The following is a 16,110-nucleotide window of genomic DNA, read 5'->3' as shown; positions in this document are numbered from 1 at the left end:
CCGAGCGGGCGCCCCGCAGGCGTCGCGGGGCGCGCTCATCCGTTGCTCATCGGGGGCCGCGAGTCTGGAGTCAACCAACAAGGAAGAGGCGAACACATGGCTCCGGTCATCGAGGGTTTCGAGTACGTGCGGGTGCCGGTGGCGCCCGGGGTGTCGCTCAACGCGGCGGTCGGGGGTTCGGGGCCCGCCCTGGTGCTCCTGCACGGGTTCCCGCAGACCCACCTGATGTGGCGGCACGTGGCCGCCGACCTCGCCGCCGACCACACGGTCATCTGTCCCGACCTGCGCGGCTACGGGGCCAGTGACAAACCCGGGGCGACCGGCCCCGAGGTGTACGCCAAACGCACCATGGGCGCGGACGTGGTGGAGCTGGCCCGGGTGCTGGGCCACGAACGGTTCGCGCTGGCGGGCCACGACCGGGGGGCGCTGGTGGCGATCCGCGCCGGACTCGACCACCCCGACGCCGTCACTCACCTGGCCAGCCTGGACGTGCTGCCGACCCCGGACATGTGGGAGGCCCTGCACGGGGTGCGGGGCGCGGTCGGCTACCACCTGTACCTGATGGCCCAGCCGCCCGGGCTGCCCGAGCGGATGATCGCCGCGTGCGCGGAGGAGTTCTTCGGGTCCTTCCTCGACGCCTGGTCGGCGGACCCCTCGGCGATCCCGCCCGAGGTGCGCCGGGCCTACCTGGAGGCCAGCGCCGGGGCGGTGGACTCGATCGTGGCCGACTACCGGGCCTCGGCCGGCGTCGACCTCGAACACGACGAGGCCGACCGGGCCGCCGGGCGCCGTCTGGAGATGCCCGTGACGGTGCTCCAGCAGGACTGGGGGGCGGCCCTGGGGTACGACGCCGCCGCGCTGTGGGGGGCCTGGGCGAGCGACCTGCGGCACGCCACCGTGGACAGCGGGCACTTCATGGCCGAGCAGGACCCGGCCGGGGTGGTGGCGGAGCTGCGCGGGCTGCTGGAGCGCTGAACGGGAACGCCCCGCCCCGGCCCGCACAGCCGACCGGCCGGGCCGGGGCCCCGCTCATCCCTGTTCGCGGGCCCGGCCCCTGCGGTCGACCGGAACGATCATCGGAGTGTGCGTCTCGGGGTCCGGGATGATCCGTACCGGCAGCCCGAACACCTTCTCCACCAGGTCGGCGGTGACCACCGTGGCGGGGTCGCCCTCGGCGACGATGGCGCCGTCCTTCATGACGATCAGGTGGGTGGCGTAGCGGCAGGCGTGGTTGAGGTCGTGCAGGACCGCCACCAGGGTGTGCCCCCGCTCCGCGTGCAGGTCGGCGCACAGGTCGAGCATGTCCATCTGGTGGGCGATGTCCAGGTACGTGGTCGGCTCGTCGAGCAGGAGCAGCGGTGTCTGCTGGGCCAGGACCATGGCCAGCCACACCCGTTGGCGCTGACCGCCGGAGAGCTCGTCCACCGACCGGTCGGCGAGCGCCTCCACCCCGGTGGCTGCCATCGCCTCGGTGACCACCGCCTCGTCCTGGGCCGACCACTGCCGCAGGAAGCTCTGGTGCGGGAACCGGCCCCGGGCCACCAGGTCGGCCACGCCGATCCCGTCCGGGGCGATCGAGGACTGCGGAAGCAGGCCCAGGCGGCGCGCCACCTCCTTGGCGGGATAGGAGCCGATCACCTGCCCGTCCAGGAGCACGTTGCCCTGGGCGGGCCTGAGCGTGCGCGACAGGGCGCGCAGCAGAGTGGACTTGCCGCACGCGTTGGGTCCCACGATGACCGTGAAGGAGTGGTCGGGGATGCGCACGGCCAGGTCGCGGGAGATGACGCGCTGGTCGTAGGACAGGGTGAGGTCCCGTCCCGAGAGGCGGGTGCTGGCGTCGTCGGTCATCGTTCTCTTTCGGGTGGGGCTCTGCGGTGGCTGCTCGGTTCGCGACACGGTGCGCGGGCGGGTCAGGCCCGGCCTCCGCGCCACTCCGTGTAGAGGAGCCAGATGAGGTAGGTGCCGCCGATGACGGCGGTGACGACCCCCACCGGCAGTTGTGTGGGGGCCATCAGGCGTAGGGCGACCAGGTCGGCCACCGACAGCAGGGCGGCGCCCATAAGCGCCGAGCCGACCAGGGTGGTGCCTCCGGTACGGGCCAGGCGCCGGGCCAGCTGGGGCGCGGCCAGGGCCACGAACCCGATCGGGCCCGCCACGGCGATGGCGGCCCCGGTCAGGGCGCTGGCCGCGGCCAGGGCGATGATCTGCGTGGACCGGGCGTCCACGCCCAGTCCGCGTGCGGTGTCCTCACCCAGTTCGAGGAAGCGCAGGCGCTGACCGACGGCGAGGATGACGGGGGCAAGCACGGCCAGGCCGATCCACACGGCGGCCGTCTCGGACCACCCCCGCCCGTTGAGGCTGCCGATCATCCAGATCTGCGCGCCCAGGGCGTCGGTGAGGTCGGCGCGGGTCATGAGGTAGTCGCGGACCGAGGAGAGCATGGCGCTCACACCGATCCCGACCAGGACCAGCCGGTATCCCTGGACCCCGTTCTTCATGGCCAGCAGGTACACCACCGCCGCGGTGACCAGACCGCCCGTGATGGCGCCGAGGGAGACCACGAGGCGGCCGGCGCCCAGCAGGAGGATGGCGGCGACGGCGCCGGTGGCCGCGCCGGAGGTGAACCCGATGATGTCGGGACTGCCCAGGGCGTTGCGGGACAGGCTCTGGAAGACGGCTCCGGCGATCCCGAGCGCGGCACCCACGCCGATGGCGGTCAGGGCCCGGGGAAGCCGCACTCCCTGGACGAAGAACACGTCGAGGCGTTCGCCGTACCCGAACAGGGCGCCCGGCACGGCCGGGAGCGGGATCTCGTAGTCGCCGACCGCGACGGACACCACGAGGGCCGCCAGGGTGACGGCGACCAGGGCCAGGCCGACCAGGAGGGTGCGCGGGCGTACCAGCAGGGAGACCCGGCCGCCCGGGGTCCGCCAGGCGCGCGCGCCGCGCGGGGTCAGGCGCGCGGGCGCGTCGGCGGGCGGCGGGGGTGTGAGGGTGTCGCTCACAGCTGGGCCATCCTTCTGCTGCGGACCAGGGCGATGAACAGGGGCGCCCCGACGAGTGCGGTGATGATGCCGACCTCCAGTTCGGAGCCGGGGAGGATGACGCGGCCCACGGTGTCGGCGGCGGTGAGCAGGATCGCTCCGAGGACGGCCGCGTAGGGCAGGAGCCAGCGTTGGTCGGGGCCGGTGACCACCCGCGCGGCGTGCGGGATGATCAGGCCCACGAACCAGATGGGTCCGGCGGCGGCGGTGGCGGCGCCGCACAGCAGGATGACCCCCACGGCGGTCCCGGCGCGGATGAGGGGGATGCGGGCGCCCAGGGTGGCGGCCAGGTCGTCGCCGAGCGCCATGGCGTTGAGGGAGGGTCCCAGGGCCAGGGTGACGAGGATTCCCGCGACGAGGAAGGGCGCGATCTGGAGGAAGAGGTCCAGGTCCCGTCCGGTGAGGGAGCCGACCTGCCAGAACCGGATGCGGTCGAAGACGAAGTCGTTGAGGACGATGACACCGTAGATGAGCCCTTGGAGGACGGCGGCCAGGGCGGTTCCGGCCAGGGCCAGTCGTACGGGGGTGGCGCTGGAGCGGCCGCGTGAGCCCAGGGCGTAGACGGCGACGGCGGCGACGGCGGCGCCGAGGAAGGCGGGCCAGACCAGGGCGGAGCCGCTGGCGCCGAAGACGAAGACGGCCACGACCACGGCCGCCGCGGCCCCGGAGTTGACGCCGAGGATGCCGGGTTCGGCGAGGGGGTTGCGGGTGAGGGCCTGCATGAGGGCTCCGGCCAGGCCGAGGGCGGCACCGACGAAGATCCCGATGACGGTGCGGGGGACGCGCAGGGTGCGGATGACGTCGTGGTCGTAGGAGCCGTCGTAGGCGGTCAGGGCGGCCCACACGTCAGTGGCGGGGATGGGTTTGGCACCGACGGTGATGCTCAGGAGTGCGCACACGGCGAGGACGCCCATGGCGATGATGAGGCCGATGGGGCGCACGATGCGTCTGGTGAGGGTGGGGCGTGTTGGCGCGGGCGCGCGCAGGGCCACGGGTCCCCCGTTCGTCTGGCTGGGCGGTTGATGGGTGTGTTGTGGTGGGGCTCGCCCGTGACGGGACCGGCGGAGCGTCGCGGGGCCGACCCGAATCAGCCGAAACCCACCCGGACAGGTTAGCCTTACCTACATCCTGTTCGCACGGAAGGGTCCCCCAGATGTTCGATCTCACCCGATTGCCACGCTCCCTGGGCGTGTTCGCCCTGGCCGGGGCCCTGGCGCTGACGTCCTGCTCCCCCGAGGGCACGGGCTCCGACCCGGGCGCGGGAGGCCCCACCCGGGTGGTCGAGGGGGCCAACGGGGCCGTGGAGATCCCCGCTTCCCCGGAGCGGATCGCCGTCCTGTGGCGTCCCACACTGGCCGCGCTGACCCAGCTGGGACACACGCCGGTCGCGACCATGGGCTCCCCCGGCGATCCCGACCACGGGCTGGCTCCCTTCCTGCCCGAGGGCGTGGACGGCGCCGGTCTCACCCTGGTCACCAGCTCGCCCGTCGAGGACGACGTCAACGTCGAGGAGCTGGCCACCGCGGCTCCCGACCTCATCATCGGGGTGAGCACGCCCAACGGAGGCCAGGCCGAACTGCTGGACACCTTGGAGGCGATCGCCCCCACGGTACTGCTGGAGTGGGAGGGTACCGGGTCCTGGCGCGGTCACCTGGAGGAGGTCGCGCGGGTCCTGGACGCCGAGGACCGGGCACGCGAGGCCGTGGCCGCCTACGACGCCGCCGTCGAGGACGCCCGCGCCGACCTCGCCGGGGCCGGGGTGGACCCGGCCGGGACCGAGCTGTCCCTGGTGCGGTTGCAGAGCGGGACCGAGATCCGTTTGGAGACCCCGGAGTCGTTCCCTGGGCAGGTCGTGGCCGACCTCGGGTTCGCGCGGCCCGAGGGGCAGCTCGCGGGCGAGGGCGGTACCGACTTCGTCCCGCGCGGTTACGAGAACCTGGACCAGGCCGACGGGGACGTCGTGTTCGTCATGGCCGGGTCCGGGTACCCGGACGCACCGGAGACCTTCTCCGACGGGCTCTGGGGTTCCCTGGACGCGGTCGCCGACGGGCGGATCTACCGGGTGGACCACGACTTCTGGGGATCGGCCAACCACCACGGCGCCCACCGGATCATCGGGGACGTCACCGCCGCGCTCACCGGGGAGGCGGAACCGGCCGTGTGAGGGCTCGGGGGCGGACCCGAGCGGACCGGTCTCAGGCGAAGACGTCCCAGCCCATGCGGGCGAGCAGTGCCAGCACCACGACCAGCAGCACCGCGCGGACGAACCCCGCCCCGCGTCGGAGGGCCATGCGCGCGCCGACCTGGGCCCCCAGGATGGTGCACACGGCCAGTCCGAGCCCGAGGAGCCAGTCCACGTGCCCGCCGAGGGCGAAGACCACCAGGGCGCCGATGTTCGTGCACACGTTGACGATCTTCGCCGAGGCCGAGGCCTGGAGGAAGTCCATGCCGAGCACGGCGGTGAAGGCGATGATCAGGAACACGCCCGTGCCGGGGCCGATGACGCCGTCGTAGAAGCTCACGCCGAGCCCGGCCAGCGCCAGGACCGCCAGGACTCGGTTGCGGGTGCGCAGCGCGGGGTCGGCAGAGGTTCCCATCGCGGGACGGAACACCACCATGAGGGCGACCCCGGCCAGGACCACCATGATCACCGGTTTGAGCACGTCGGCGGTGAGGGCGGTGGCCAGGGCGGCGCCCAGCCCGGAGCCGAGGAGCGCGAGCCCGGCGGTGGGGACCACGACGCGGCGGTCGATGCGCACCTTGCGGGCGTAGGCGATGGCGGCCGAGGTGGTACCGAACACGGCGCCGAGCTTGTTGGTGCCCAGGAGCGTGGCCAGGGGTGTGGTGGGGGCCGCGACCATCAGGGCGGGAAGGAGGAGCAGGCCCCCTCCCCCGACGACGGCGTCGATCCAGCCCGCGGCGACGGCGGCGAGCAGCAGCAGCGCGAGGACCTCGGGGTCCATCACCGGAGCCGTGTGGTGTGCGAGGGGATCATGGGGTGTCTTTCCGTGACGGTGAACGGGGCGCGAGCCAATGTAGCGACCGTTGTGTACCGCTTCGTCACGGGACCGGGGCAGTGATCCCCTTACATCGGGCGAGGTGGGTGAGGGTGTGGGTCATGGCGAAGGAGGCAACGGGACGCCTTTACGACGTAGATTCACTGCCGGGCCAAGAGAGGCGGTGACACCCGGGGCCAGGGGGAGTCACCGCCTCTCGACGAGGGCCCGAGGGACGGACCCCCGCGTCCGGGGTCCGGCTCAGAACTCCGCGCGGGAGAACCAGTCCTGGGCACCGGCCAGCACCTCGGGGGTCAACTGGTGTCCTCCCGGGTGCTCGTGGACCACGACGTCAGCGCCCCGCTCCCCCAGCTGGGAGGCGAGCAGGCGCGCCTGGCCGACGGGGGTGATCGGGTCGGCCGCGCCGTTGCCCAGGAACACCCGCGTGCCCGAGAGGTCCACCGGAGCGGGCTCGCGCCCCTGGAGCGGGGCTCCGCCCGCGAACAGGGCCGCGCCCACGAACAGTCCGGGATTGAGCAGCAACAGGCCCGCGCCCGTGTTGGCCCCGTTCGAGAAGCCGCTCACGACGATCCGCTCCGGGTCGAGGTCGTAGGCGGCGGTGGCGGCCTCGACGAACCCGGCCAGCTCCGCGGTGCGCTCGATGAGGTCCTCGACGTCGAAGACCCCCTCGCGCAGCCTCCGGAACCAGCGGTTCATGCCGTTCTCGTCGACCTTGCCGCGCGGGGACAACAGTGCCGACCCCGGAGCCAGGGCACGGCCCAGGGGCAGCAGGTCGCGCTCGTCCGCGCCCGTCCCGTGCAGCAGGAGAAGCGCCGGGGTGTCCGGGACGGTGGCCGGCTCGAAGACGTGGACGAAGTCCTCCACCGAGGTCGCGGGCGGGGTCACCGGTCGACCTCCACGCGCGGCAGGCGGGCGGCGATCCGCTCGTGGTCGGGTTCCAACCAGGGCGGCAACCGCAGCGAACGGCCCAGCTCCAACAGCGGTTCGTCGTAGTCGAACCCCGGGCCGTCGGTGGCGATCTCAAGAAGGACCCCGCCGGGTTCACGGAAGTAGATCGAGGTGAAGTACGTACGGTCGCGGATCTCGGTCACCCCCACGCCGTCGTCCTCCAACCGCTGGCGCCAGGCCTCCTGCACGGGAGTGTCCGGGGCCCGGTAGGCCACGTGGTGCACCGTTCCGGCGGCGACCACGCCGCGCTCCGCGCGGGGATCGGCCAGCACGTCGACGATGGTGCCAACCCCGTCACCGGTGTCGTTGGTCCGGAACCGCATCCGGTTCCCGTCCTCGCTGTGCAGGTGGAAGCCGAGCTGGTCACCGAGCATCAGGGCGGTGGCGTCCGCGTCGTGCTCGGTGAGGGTCACGGCGCGGATGCCCCGGATCGCGTGTTCGACGGGAACCGCTCCCCCGTCCCAGGGGTCGGTGTCGTGGTGGTCGGCGCTGGCGGCCAGCTCGATCACCAGCCCGTCGGGGTCGCGCAGGGTCAGCACGTCCTCCTCGCCGCGTTCGGCGGGGCGGGAGGCGGGCACGTCCAGAGCGGCCAGGTGCTCGGCCCACCAGCCCAGGGAACCCTCGGGGACGGAGAAGGTCGTGGTGGTGGCCTGCCCCGCTCCGATCGTGCCCCGGGGCGCGTCGGGCCAGGGGAAGAAGGTCATGATGGTGCCGGGGTTGCCCGCGCGGTCGCCGTAGTAGAAGTGGTAGGTCTGCGGGGCGTCGAAGTTGACCGTCCGCTTCACCATGCGCATACCCAGCGCGTTCAGGTAGAAGTCGGCGTTGGCCTGGGGATCGCTCGCGATCGCGGTCACGTGGTGGATACCCGAGGGACGCACGTCCATGTCCTTCACCCTTCCTCGTCCGGCCGAACAAGTTGAATCTTAAACTATCTGCCGACCGCTGTCTCCCCTACCTCCCCGGCGAAGAAGGACCCGCCGCCCAAGGCGGCGCAAAGAAAGGGCGCGCGATCCCGGAGGGACCCCGGCGTACCGGCCCCGGACGGTCCGCCGACGGTGGGGCACTCCCGCCCAACACACGGATGTCGCGCAAACCGTGACGTTCCTCGGCCACCCTTCCCCGGCCCCGTGGTCCACGGTTACGGTGTCCCCATGAGCACGAGCGACCCCACCCGCATCCTCCCCTCAGGGATCTGCCGCCGCGGCCATCACGAGTGGCGCCACGACCCGCCGGGTGGGCAGCGCCTGGTGTGCGCGCGCTGCAAGTCCATGAGCATGAACAACTTCGCCACCGCGTGCCGCGCCGACTGCGCGGACTGCGGCCGAACGGCGGTGCGCGAGGTCGGCGCTCAGTAGTTCCGGGACCGGATGGCCCCGCAGTTCGAGCACTGCTCGGTCCCGCTGTTGGGCCCCGGGACCCACTGGTGGTCGCACGTCGGCATGGCTCCTCCTCGGTTCGCGGCGCGACCTACCCCCTTTCGGGCGTTCGACGCGCCCCGCGTCAGTAGGCCGCGATGACCATCGTCTCGCGCAGCACCGGGCCCGAGACCAGCCGGTCGCACACCGTACGCCAGCCGGACCCCCGGTCGACCGGGACGTGGCCCTCCGGCGGGCGGAACCCGCCGTCGAGCATCCGGGTCCAGCTCGGAGGCGGTGAACCCGGCGAACTCCCGGATGCGCAGGATCGGCATCGCGTACCCGGTGCGGTTCCTGCCCTTGGCCAGGTAGTCGAGCACGGGCGCCCCGTCGCCCGGGTGCTCCCGCTCCGCGAGCCGCGCGATCTCCTGCGGCGAGCCCTCGACCGCCCGGCCCAGGTCGATCACCGCGCACAGGCGGCTCTCGGGGGCGGCGAGGTAGACGAACCACTGGGTGGGGGCGCCGGTGACGTAGCGGCGCCGGTACTCGTGCGACTTCTGGCCGTTCCACATCCGCTGGTACCACTGGTCGTCCAGACTCATCACCACCGGCACGGGGGTGAGCTCGGGAAGTCCGAACAACGACTCGTGGTTCATCGGCTACCTCGTGATCGCGGGGAAACAGGTGGGGCCACAGTAGCCACTCGGCTTCACGGCCCGCAGGCGCTTGGCCAAGTTCACACCCGTCGGGGCCGGCCGCGCCCCCTCGGCTCACTCCTCCCGGCGGGGCGTCCCACCCAACGGGCCGTTTACCTCCTAGGACGACCGCCCACCTGGAACAATCCCCGTTGGAGGTCCGTCATCGCTCCGCCCAGGAGCCCGTCGACCGAAGGGAGCACACGTGAGCACGGTGTGGGAGCGCTGTCTGTGCGTTGTCGGTTGCGTCGCCGCGGCGGCCGCGGCCGTCCTGGTTCCGATCATGAGATTCGATTTCCGGAGCCAGGGGGAGGCCGGGGTCGAGAACGTGAGCATCGGCAGACTGATCGAGGCCGCGACGCACACCCCCCAGGGCTGGGGCTACGCCACTCCGGGGACCGGCCTCTCCTTCTTCGTCCTGTTCGCGCTGTTCGCCGCGGCCTGGTCGGCGGGGGTGCGCAGCTTCGCGTGGGCCGCCGGGTGGGGGCTGGTGGCCCTCGCGACCACGGTGTTCGTCGGCTACGGCACACCCGCCACGTTGGAAGGACGCATGCGGGAGTTCCGCGGCCCTGACGCGCCCCTGGACATCCCGCCGCACCTGTTTCCGGAGTTCGGGGTCCTTGCGGGTCACCTGTGGACGGTCGCCGCGGTGATGGCCCTGCCCGTGGCCCTGTGCGTCTGGCGGCACCTGGCGACGAGGAGCACGGACCCCTCTCCGGAGGACCTCGGTGGAGGGCAGGTGCGGGCGGGTGGGGCATGATGCCCGGGTCAGGCACCCGTCGTACAGGAGATCACCTTGGGACAGAACGCGTACTTCGTTCGGGCGGGCACCGACCGCTACCTGCCCACCGAACACGTCAGCGGCGCCTGGAACACCGCCGAACAGCACTTCAGCCCCCTGGGCGGTCTGGTGACCCACGTCATCGAGGCCCACTCCGAGGAGAGGGGCCTGCTGCTGTGGCGGATCTCCTTCGACATCCTGGGCCGGCTTCCCATGACGGAGTGCCGCACCGAGGTGGAGGTCCTGCGGCCCGGGCGCACCATCGAGCTCGTGGAGGCCCGTGTGTACGCCGGGGAGCGCGCACTGGTGCGGGCGCGGGCCTGGCTGCTGATGCCCGGGGACACCCGGGCGGTGGCGGGGGGCGCCACCGAACCGCTCCCCTCGCCGGAGGGGCTCGCGACCCGGACGATGGGTGACCTGTGGCCGGGCGGCTACATCGCCTCGCTGGACGTACGACCGGTCGGAGCACCCGAACGGGGCCGGGGCACCGCCTGGCTGACCACGGACGTGGCGCTGGTCGAGGGCGAGCGGGCGGGACCGGTGGCGTCCTACCTCGCCCTGGTGGACACGGCCAACGGCGTCGCCGTGCGCCAGTCCCCCACCGAGTGGATGTTCCCGAACGTGGATCTCACGGTGCACCTGCACCGGCGTCCGCGGGGCCCGTGGGTGGGCCTGGACACCCGGGTGGTGTTCGGGCCCACGGGCCTGGGGCTGACCAGCACGGTGCTGCACGACCGGCTGGGCGAGGTCGGGACGGCCGAGCAGTGCCTCACGGTGCGGCCGTTGGGGTGAGTCCCCGGGTCGGGTGGCCTGACCTGGTCGGGAGCGCGGCTCAGGCGGGGGCGGGCAGGCGGCGCAGGCGCAGGGCGATCAGCCCCGCGAGCACGGTCAGGGTGAGGGCCAGGGCCACGGTGCCGTTCCACCCGACCGCGTCGTAGACGACGCCGCCGAGCCAGCCGAAGAGGCTGGCTCCCAGGTAGTAGGCGAGGGTGTAGACGGCGGCGGCCTGGGCCCGGCCGCCGACCGCGTGCGAGCCCACCCAGGCGGAGGCCGTGGCGTGGGCGCAGAAGAACGCGAAGGTCAGCAGGAGCAGCGCCACCAGCAGGAGCAGGACCGAGGTGGTGAACAGCCCGCCCAGGCCGACGAGGAGGAGCAGTGTGGCGGTGGTGAGGACCCCGTACCGCCCCCAGCGCTGGGTGGCCGACCCCGCCAGCGCCGATCCGACCATGCCCGCCGTGTAGGAGAGGAACAGCAGGGAGGCGACCGCCTGGGAGAGGCCGAAGGGCGGGTCGGTGAGGCGGAAGCCGAGGACGTTGTAGACGGCCATGAACGCGCCCATGAGCAGGAGGGCCTGGGCGTACATGGGCAGGAGCCCTCGAGTGGTCAGGGCGGCTCTGAGCCGCCCGCGGGGACGCTCGCCCCGCCCCGCGGGACGCGTGCGCCCGGTGGGCTTCTGGCGGGGCAGGACCAGGACGAACACCAGGAGGGCGGCCAACCCGAGGAGGGTGTTGGCTGCGACCCCCCACTGCCATCCGCCGTGTTCGGCGGCGAATCCGGCGAGGAGGCGTCCGCCCATGCCGCCGAGCGGGTTGCCGGCGATGTAGAGGCCGGTGGCCTTGGCGGCGTCGCGGGGGTGGATCTCCTCGGCGAGGTAGGCCACGGCGGCGGCGGAGACCCCGCCGAGGGCGGCGCCCTGGAGGGTGCGCAGGAGCAGGAGGGCCCACAGGTCGGTGGAGAAGGGGACGGCGGCGCCCAGGAGCGTGGCCAGCAGCAGGGACAGCGCGATGACGCGGGCGCGGCCGACGCGGTCGGAGACACCGCTCCAGACCAGGGTGAACCCGGCCAGGCCGCCGGTGGACAGGGAGACGGCCAGGGCCGCCTGGCCTGCGGAGGTGCCGAATCCGGTGGCGATGGCGGGCAGGATCGGCTGGACGGACCACAGTTGGGCGAAGGTGGCCACGGCTGCCGCCACCAGGGCGATGACCGTGCGCCGGTAGGCGGCCGTGCCCGCGCGGGGGCGCGGGTCCAGATGGGTGGGGGAACTACTGGTCACGGTCATGGCTCAACGCTAGGAAGCCCGCTTTCATACGTCCAATGCATGATTTCACGTTGTTGCATACTGATACGTATGAATGACCCGGATGTGGAGACGTTGACCCGGTCGTTGGCGCCCCGGCTGCGGATGATCCAGGCCGTCGCCCGGACCGAGCACGTCACCCAGGCGGCCGAGGCGTTGAACATGCCCCAACCCACGCTGAGCAGGGCTTTGGCCCGCTTGCAGGAGGAGCTGGGGATGGCGTTGGTGGAGCGCACCGGGCGGGGTGTGCGGCTGACCCGGGCCGGTCGGCTGCTGCTGCCCCACGTGGAGCGCGCGCTGGACGACCTGCGCCAGGGGGTGGCCGAACTCACGGGCGCGGAGGAGGGCCGGGTGGCGCTGACCTTCCTGCCCACGTTGGGGGTGGAGGTGGTGCCGGTGCTGCTGCGGGGGTTTCGGGCCGAGCACCCGGGGGTGCGGTTCGCCCTCACCCAGGAGGCGTGGGCGGAGTCGCTGCGCCGGGTGGCCTCGGGCGGGGCGGATCTGGCGCTGACCTCGCCGCTCCCCTCGGGGCCGGGGCTGGTCTCCGCGGTGCTGCACACCCAGTCGTTGCGGTTGGTGGTGCCGGAGAGCCACGGTCTGGCGGGCGCGGGGCCGGTGTCGCTGGCCGAGGTGCGCGACGAGTTCATCCTGCTCAAGCCGGGGCGGGGGGTGCGACACCTGACGGACCGTCTCGGCGACCGGGCGGGGTTCACACCCCGGGTGGCCTTCGAGGCCGACGACATCGCGACGGCGCGGGGGCTGGTGGCGGCGGGGCTGGGGGTGTCCGTGCTCCCCGCCCGCCCCAGGGGCGCCCTGGGCGGAACGGTGGAACTGGCGATCAGCGACGGCGCCGCCGAGCGGCCGGTGGGCGTGGTCTGGCCGGAGGAGGGGTCGGGAGGCGGTTACGTGCCCCCGGCGGTGGCGTTGTTCCGTGACTACGTGCGCCGGGTGGGGCCGAGGGTAATCCCGGACCTCACGGGGTGAGGGCTCGGCGTCCTCGGATCATGCCGTGGGCGGGTCCGGGCCGGGTCTTGGCCGCCCCGGGCCGAAGCGGGTCCCCCGGTGGGGAAAACCCGTTGTGGGGAGGGCGTGGCGGCACCAGTATGGGCGCCATGAACGCACACCGCGACACCTCGCCGAACCGTCCGGTCGCGCTGGTGACGGGGGTGGGCCGTACCGTGGGGATCGGGGCGGCCGTCGCACGGCGCCTGGCCGGCTCGGGCTGGGACGTGGCCCGCACCCAGTGGACGCCCTACGACGACCGGATGCCCTGGGGCGTGGAGGACGGTGCCGCGGACGCGGTGGGCGCCGAACTGACGGCTCGCGGCGCCGCCACGGTCGCGATCGAGGCCGACCTGGCCGACCCCGAGGCGCCCGCGCGGGTCCTCGACGAGGTCGAACGAAGGCTGGGACCGGTACGGGCCCTGGTCATGTGCCACTGCGAGTCGGTGGACTCGGGGCTGCTGGACACCACCGTGGAGAGCTTCGACCGCCACTTCGCCGTGAACGCCCGTGCCTCCTGGCTGCTGGTCCGCGAGTTCGGGCGGCGCTTCCGGGGTGAGCACGGAAGCGGTCGGATCATCGCCCTGACCAGCGACCACGTGGTGGGCAACCTGCCCTATGGGGCGAGCAAGGGCGCCCTGGACCGGATCGTGCTGGCCTCCGCGCGCGAGCTCGCCGACAGGGGCGTGACCGCGAACGTCGTCAACCCGGGTCCGGTGGACACCGGATGGATGCCCGACCAGGTGCGCGAGGAGTGCGCCGCGCACACGCCGCTGGGGAGGCTGGGCACCCCGGGCGACACCGCGCACCTGGTCGACTTCCTGTGTTCGGCGCAGGGCGGCTGGGTGAACGGCCAGCTCCTGCGCAGCGACGGCGGGATCTCCTCCTAGAAGGGGTAGCGGGCGGGGTCGGCCTGCATGGTGATCCACTGGGTCTCGGTGAAGGCCTCCAGGTTGGCGCGGGTGCCGCCGAAGCGCGAGCCGGTCCCGGAGGACCCGACCCCGCCGAAGGGCGCCACGGCCTCGTCGTCCACGGTCTGGTCGTTGATGTGCACGATCCCGCTGGGGATGCGGTCGGCGATCTCCATGCCGCGCATCGGGTTGGTGGTGACCACTCCCAGGGACAGCCCGTACTCGGTGGAGTTGGCCAGGTCCACCAGTTCGTCGACGGTGGAGAAGCGCACCACCGGGGCGACCGGGCCGAACACCTCGTCGGCGTAGGCGGGGGTGTCCGGGCGTACCCGGTCCAGGACGGTGGGACGGTAGAACAGGTCCTCGTAGGTGCCGCCCGCCCGCAGCCTGGCTCCGGCCTCGACGCTGCTGGTGACCAGGTGGTGGATCTTGTCGCGCTGGGCGGCGTCGATGATCGGCCCCAGGGCGGCGCCGTCCTCCTCCGTGCTGCCCACCGCCAGGGCGTCCGCCTTGGCGGCGAGGCGCTCCACGTAGGCGTCGGCGATCGACTCGTGCACCAGGTGGCGGCCGGTGGTCATGCAGATCTGGCCCTGGTGCAGGAAGGAGCCCCAGGCGCCGATGGAGGCGGCGTGCTCCACGTCGGCGTCCTCCAGGACGACCAGCGGCGAGTTGCCGCCCAGCTCCAGGTGGGCGCGCTTGAGGTGGCGGGCGGCGGCCTCCCCCACCCGCCGTCCGGCGGGGGTGGAGCCGGTGAAGGAGATGACGCGCACGTGCGGGTCGGCCACCAGCGCCTCGCCCGCCTCGACGCCGCCGGGCAACACCTGGAACACGCCCTCGGGGACGCCCGCCTGGCGGAAGACCTCGGCCAGGACGGCTCCACCGCACACGGCGGTGCGGGGGTCGGGCTTGAGGATGACGGCGTTGCCCAGCGCCAGTGCGGGGGCGACCGAGCGGATGCCCAGGATGAGGGGGACGTTGAAGGGGGCGATGACGCCGACCACGCCCGCCGGGACCTGTCGGGAGAAGCTGAGGCGGGGCTTGCCGGTGCGCAGGATCTCCCCGTGGGGCTGGGAGGCCAGTGCGGCCGCCTCGAAGCACTCCCCGGAGGCGACGTGCACCTGGAACCCTGCCATCCCGGCGGCCGCGCCGCCCTCGCGGCGCAGCCAGCCGATGATCTCCTCCTCGTGGGCCTCCAGGAGGTCCCCGGCACGGCGCAGCACGGCGGCCCGCCGCTCGTAGGAGGTGGCGGCCCAGGCGCGCTGGGCCGCGGCCGCGCGCGCGGCGGCCTCCCGCACGTCCTCGGCGTCGGCGATGCCGGTGCGGCCGAGGACGGTGCCGCTGGAGGGCGAGACGACCTCGGCGTCTCCGCCCCGGGCCGGGGTCCACGCCCCGGTGAAGACGGCGGAGGTGTACTCCTCGGCGGTGAGCAGGCTCATGGTGGGCTCCCTACGGGTGACGGTCGGTGGTCGGGGCGGTGCCGCGTTTGGCGTGCTGGATCTGGGCGTAGACGCGGGCGCGCAGGTCGGTGAAGCGTTCGTCCTGGCGGGTGGTGAGCTGGTCGCGTTCCACGGGCAGGTCCACGGTGATGTCGTCCTGGACCACGGTGGGTGAGTTGGACAGCACCAGGACGCGTTCGCCGAGGTAGACGGCCTCGTCGATGTCGTGGGTGACGAACAGGACGGTGACGCCCAGGCGCTGCCAGATCTGGCGGACCAGGTCCTCCAGGTCGGCGCGGGTCTGGGCGTCCACGGCCGCGAAGGGTTCGTCCATGAGCAGCACCTGGGGTTCGTAGGCGATGGCGCGGGCGATGGCCACGCGCTGCTGCATGCCGCCGGAGAGCTGCCAGGGGTAGGAGTCGGCGAAGGCGGTGAGGCCGACCGCCTCCAGGGACTCCTCGACGAGCGCGGTGCGCCGCGCCTTGGGCAGTTTCTTCTCCTTGAGCGGGAGTTCGACGTTGTCGCGCACGCTCATCCACGCGAACAGGCTGCGGCCGTACTCCTGGAAGACGACGGCCATGCCGGGCGGCGGGGCCAGCACGGGCTGGTCGGCCAGCTCCACGGTGCCGCTGGTGGGGGCCATGAGCCCGGCGATGCACTTGAGGAGTGTGGTCTTGCCGCAGCCGGAGGGGCCCACGAGGCAGACCAGTTCCCCCTCGGCGAGTTCGAAGGTGAGGTCGCGGACGGCCTCCACGGCCGACGCTCCCCCGTTGTAGATCTTCTGTAGGCCGGTGACCTTCAGCATGGCGGGGCGTTCTCCCTGGTGGTCGCGGTGGTGCATGGT

Annotated in this window: 17 protein-coding genes; 7 read left to right on the top strand and 10 right to left on the bottom strand. The window is 72.9% G+C overall.

Features of this window, described 5'->3' with window-relative positions:
- Nucleotides 1–96: 96 nt before the first annotated feature.
- Nucleotides 97–975 (top strand): alpha/beta hydrolase, encoded by an 879-nt coding sequence (locus ACFYL4_RS21120; RefSeq protein ID WP_357767972.1) that lies wholly within the window; start codon nt 97–99, stop codon nt 973–975.
- Nucleotides 976–1,029: 54 nt separating this feature from the next.
- Here the strand turns inward: ACFYL4_RS21120 and ACFYL4_RS21115 are convergent, their stop codons facing one another.
- From ACFYL4_RS21115 to ACFYL4_RS21105, 3 genes are all read right to left on the bottom strand, one after another.
- Nucleotides 1,030–1,848: an ABC transporter ATP-binding protein gene (locus tag ACFYL4_RS21115; protein WP_387520184.1), complete on the bottom strand. Its 819-nt coding sequence runs from the start codon at nt 1,846–1,848 to the stop codon at nt 1,030–1,032.
- Between the two features lie 62 nt (nt 1,849–1,910).
- Complete coding sequence (locus ACFYL4_RS21110; RefSeq protein ID WP_387520182.1) at nt 1,911–3,005, bottom strand: FecCD family ABC transporter permease; 1,095 nt, start codon at nt 3,003–3,005, stop codon at nt 1,911–1,913.
- The gene (locus tag ACFYL4_RS21105; protein WP_387520181.1) at nt 3,002–4,036 is read right to left on the bottom strand and encodes a FecCD family ABC transporter permease; all 1,035 of its coding nucleotides are present in this window, start codon (nt 4,034–4,036) and stop codon (nt 3,002–3,004) included. The genes ACFYL4_RS21110 and ACFYL4_RS21105 overlap by 4 nt, the downstream gene beginning before the upstream one ends.
- Before the next feature lie 161 nt (nt 4,037–4,197).
- Between ACFYL4_RS21105 and ACFYL4_RS21100 the strand changes: the two genes are divergently transcribed.
- Nucleotides 4,198–5,208 (top strand): iron-siderophore ABC transporter substrate-binding protein, encoded by a 1,011-nt coding sequence (locus ACFYL4_RS21100; RefSeq protein WP_387520178.1) that lies wholly within the window; start codon nt 4,198–4,200, stop codon nt 5,206–5,208.
- 31 nt (nt 5,209–5,239) lie between these two features.
- On the opposite strand, the gene ACFYL4_RS21095 is transcribed toward ACFYL4_RS21100, so the two are convergent.
- From ACFYL4_RS21095 to ACFYL4_RS21085, 3 genes are all read right to left on the bottom strand, one after another.
- Nucleotides 5,240–6,007, bottom strand: coding sequence for a TSUP family transporter (locus tag ACFYL4_RS21095; RefSeq protein ID WP_357767958.1), 768 nt, complete (start codon nt 6,005–6,007; stop codon nt 5,240–5,242).
- Between the two features lie 294 nt (nt 6,008–6,301).
- A complete protein-coding gene (locus ACFYL4_RS21090; RefSeq protein WP_357767955.1) occupies nt 6,302–6,946 on the bottom strand; it encodes an alpha/beta hydrolase in 645 nt (214 codons plus the stop codon).
- Entirely contained in the window at nt 6,943–7,893 is a 951-nt protein-coding gene (locus ACFYL4_RS21085) for a ring-cleaving dioxygenase (RefSeq protein WP_387520174.1), read from the bottom strand. Before ACFYL4_RS21085 ends, ACFYL4_RS21090 begins: the two co-directional genes overlap by 4 nt.
- Nucleotides 7,894–8,160: 267 nt before the next feature.
- On the opposite strand from ACFYL4_RS21085, the gene ACFYL4_RS21080 reads away from it, so the two are divergent.
- Complete coding sequence (locus ACFYL4_RS21080) at nt 8,161–8,364, top strand: hypothetical protein (protein WP_357767949.1); 204 nt, start codon at nt 8,161–8,163, stop codon at nt 8,362–8,364.
- On the opposite strand, the gene ACFYL4_RS21075 is transcribed toward ACFYL4_RS21080, so the two are convergent.
- A complete protein-coding gene (locus ACFYL4_RS21075) occupies nt 8,358–9,020 on the bottom strand; it encodes a hypothetical protein (RefSeq protein WP_387520172.1) in 663 nt (220 codons plus the stop codon). The two genes, ACFYL4_RS21080 and ACFYL4_RS21075, sit on opposite strands and share 7 nt — an antisense overlap.
- A 322-nt stretch (nt 9,021–9,342) precedes the next feature.
- On the opposite strand from ACFYL4_RS21075, the gene ACFYL4_RS21070 reads away from it, so the two are divergent.
- Nucleotides 9,343–9,819, top strand: coding sequence for a hypothetical protein (locus tag ACFYL4_RS21070; RefSeq protein WP_387520169.1), 477 nt, complete (start codon nt 9,343–9,345; stop codon nt 9,817–9,819).
- Between the two features lie 36 nt (nt 9,820–9,855).
- A complete protein-coding gene (locus ACFYL4_RS21065; RefSeq protein WP_387520167.1) occupies nt 9,856–10,632 on the top strand; it encodes a thioesterase family protein in 777 nt (258 codons plus the stop codon).
- 40 nt (nt 10,633–10,672) lie between these two features.
- Here the strand turns inward: ACFYL4_RS21065 and ACFYL4_RS21060 are convergent, their stop codons facing one another.
- The gene (locus ACFYL4_RS21060; RefSeq protein ID WP_387520165.1) at nt 10,673–11,899 is read right to left on the bottom strand and encodes an MFS transporter; all 1,227 of its coding nucleotides are present in this window, start codon (nt 11,897–11,899) and stop codon (nt 10,673–10,675) included.
- Between the two features lie 69 nt (nt 11,900–11,968).
- On the opposite strand from ACFYL4_RS21060, the gene ACFYL4_RS21055 reads away from it, so the two are divergent.
- Entirely contained in the window at nt 11,969–12,901 is a 933-nt protein-coding gene (locus tag ACFYL4_RS21055; RefSeq protein WP_387520163.1) for a LysR family transcriptional regulator, read from the top strand.
- Nucleotides 12,902–13,029: 128 nt separating this feature from the next.
- On the top strand, nt 13,030–13,809 hold the full coding sequence (locus tag ACFYL4_RS21050; RefSeq protein WP_387520161.1) for an SDR family oxidoreductase: 780 nt from the start codon (nt 13,030–13,032) through the stop codon (nt 13,807–13,809).
- On the opposite strand, the gene ACFYL4_RS21045 is transcribed toward ACFYL4_RS21050, so the two are convergent.
- Together ACFYL4_RS21045 and ACFYL4_RS21040 are read right to left on the bottom strand one after the other, a co-directional pair.
- Entirely contained in the window at nt 13,806–15,266 is a 1,461-nt protein-coding gene (locus ACFYL4_RS21045; protein WP_387520159.1) for an aldehyde dehydrogenase family protein, read from the bottom strand. The two genes, ACFYL4_RS21050 and ACFYL4_RS21045, sit on opposite strands and share 4 nt — an antisense overlap.
- A 10-nt stretch (nt 15,267–15,276) precedes the next feature.
- A complete protein-coding gene (locus tag ACFYL4_RS21040) occupies nt 15,277–16,107 on the bottom strand; it encodes an ABC transporter ATP-binding protein (RefSeq protein WP_357767926.1) in 831 nt (276 codons plus the stop codon).
- Between the last annotated feature and the right edge of the window lie 3 nt (nt 16,108–16,110).

It is taken from the genome of Nocardiopsis sp. NPDC006938 (assembly GCF_042869555.1).
In the GTDB taxonomy this organism is placed as follows: domain Bacteria; phylum Actinomycetota; class Actinomycetes; order Streptosporangiales; family Streptosporangiaceae; genus Nocardiopsis.
This window is presented reverse-complemented; position numbering and strand designations above follow the sequence as displayed.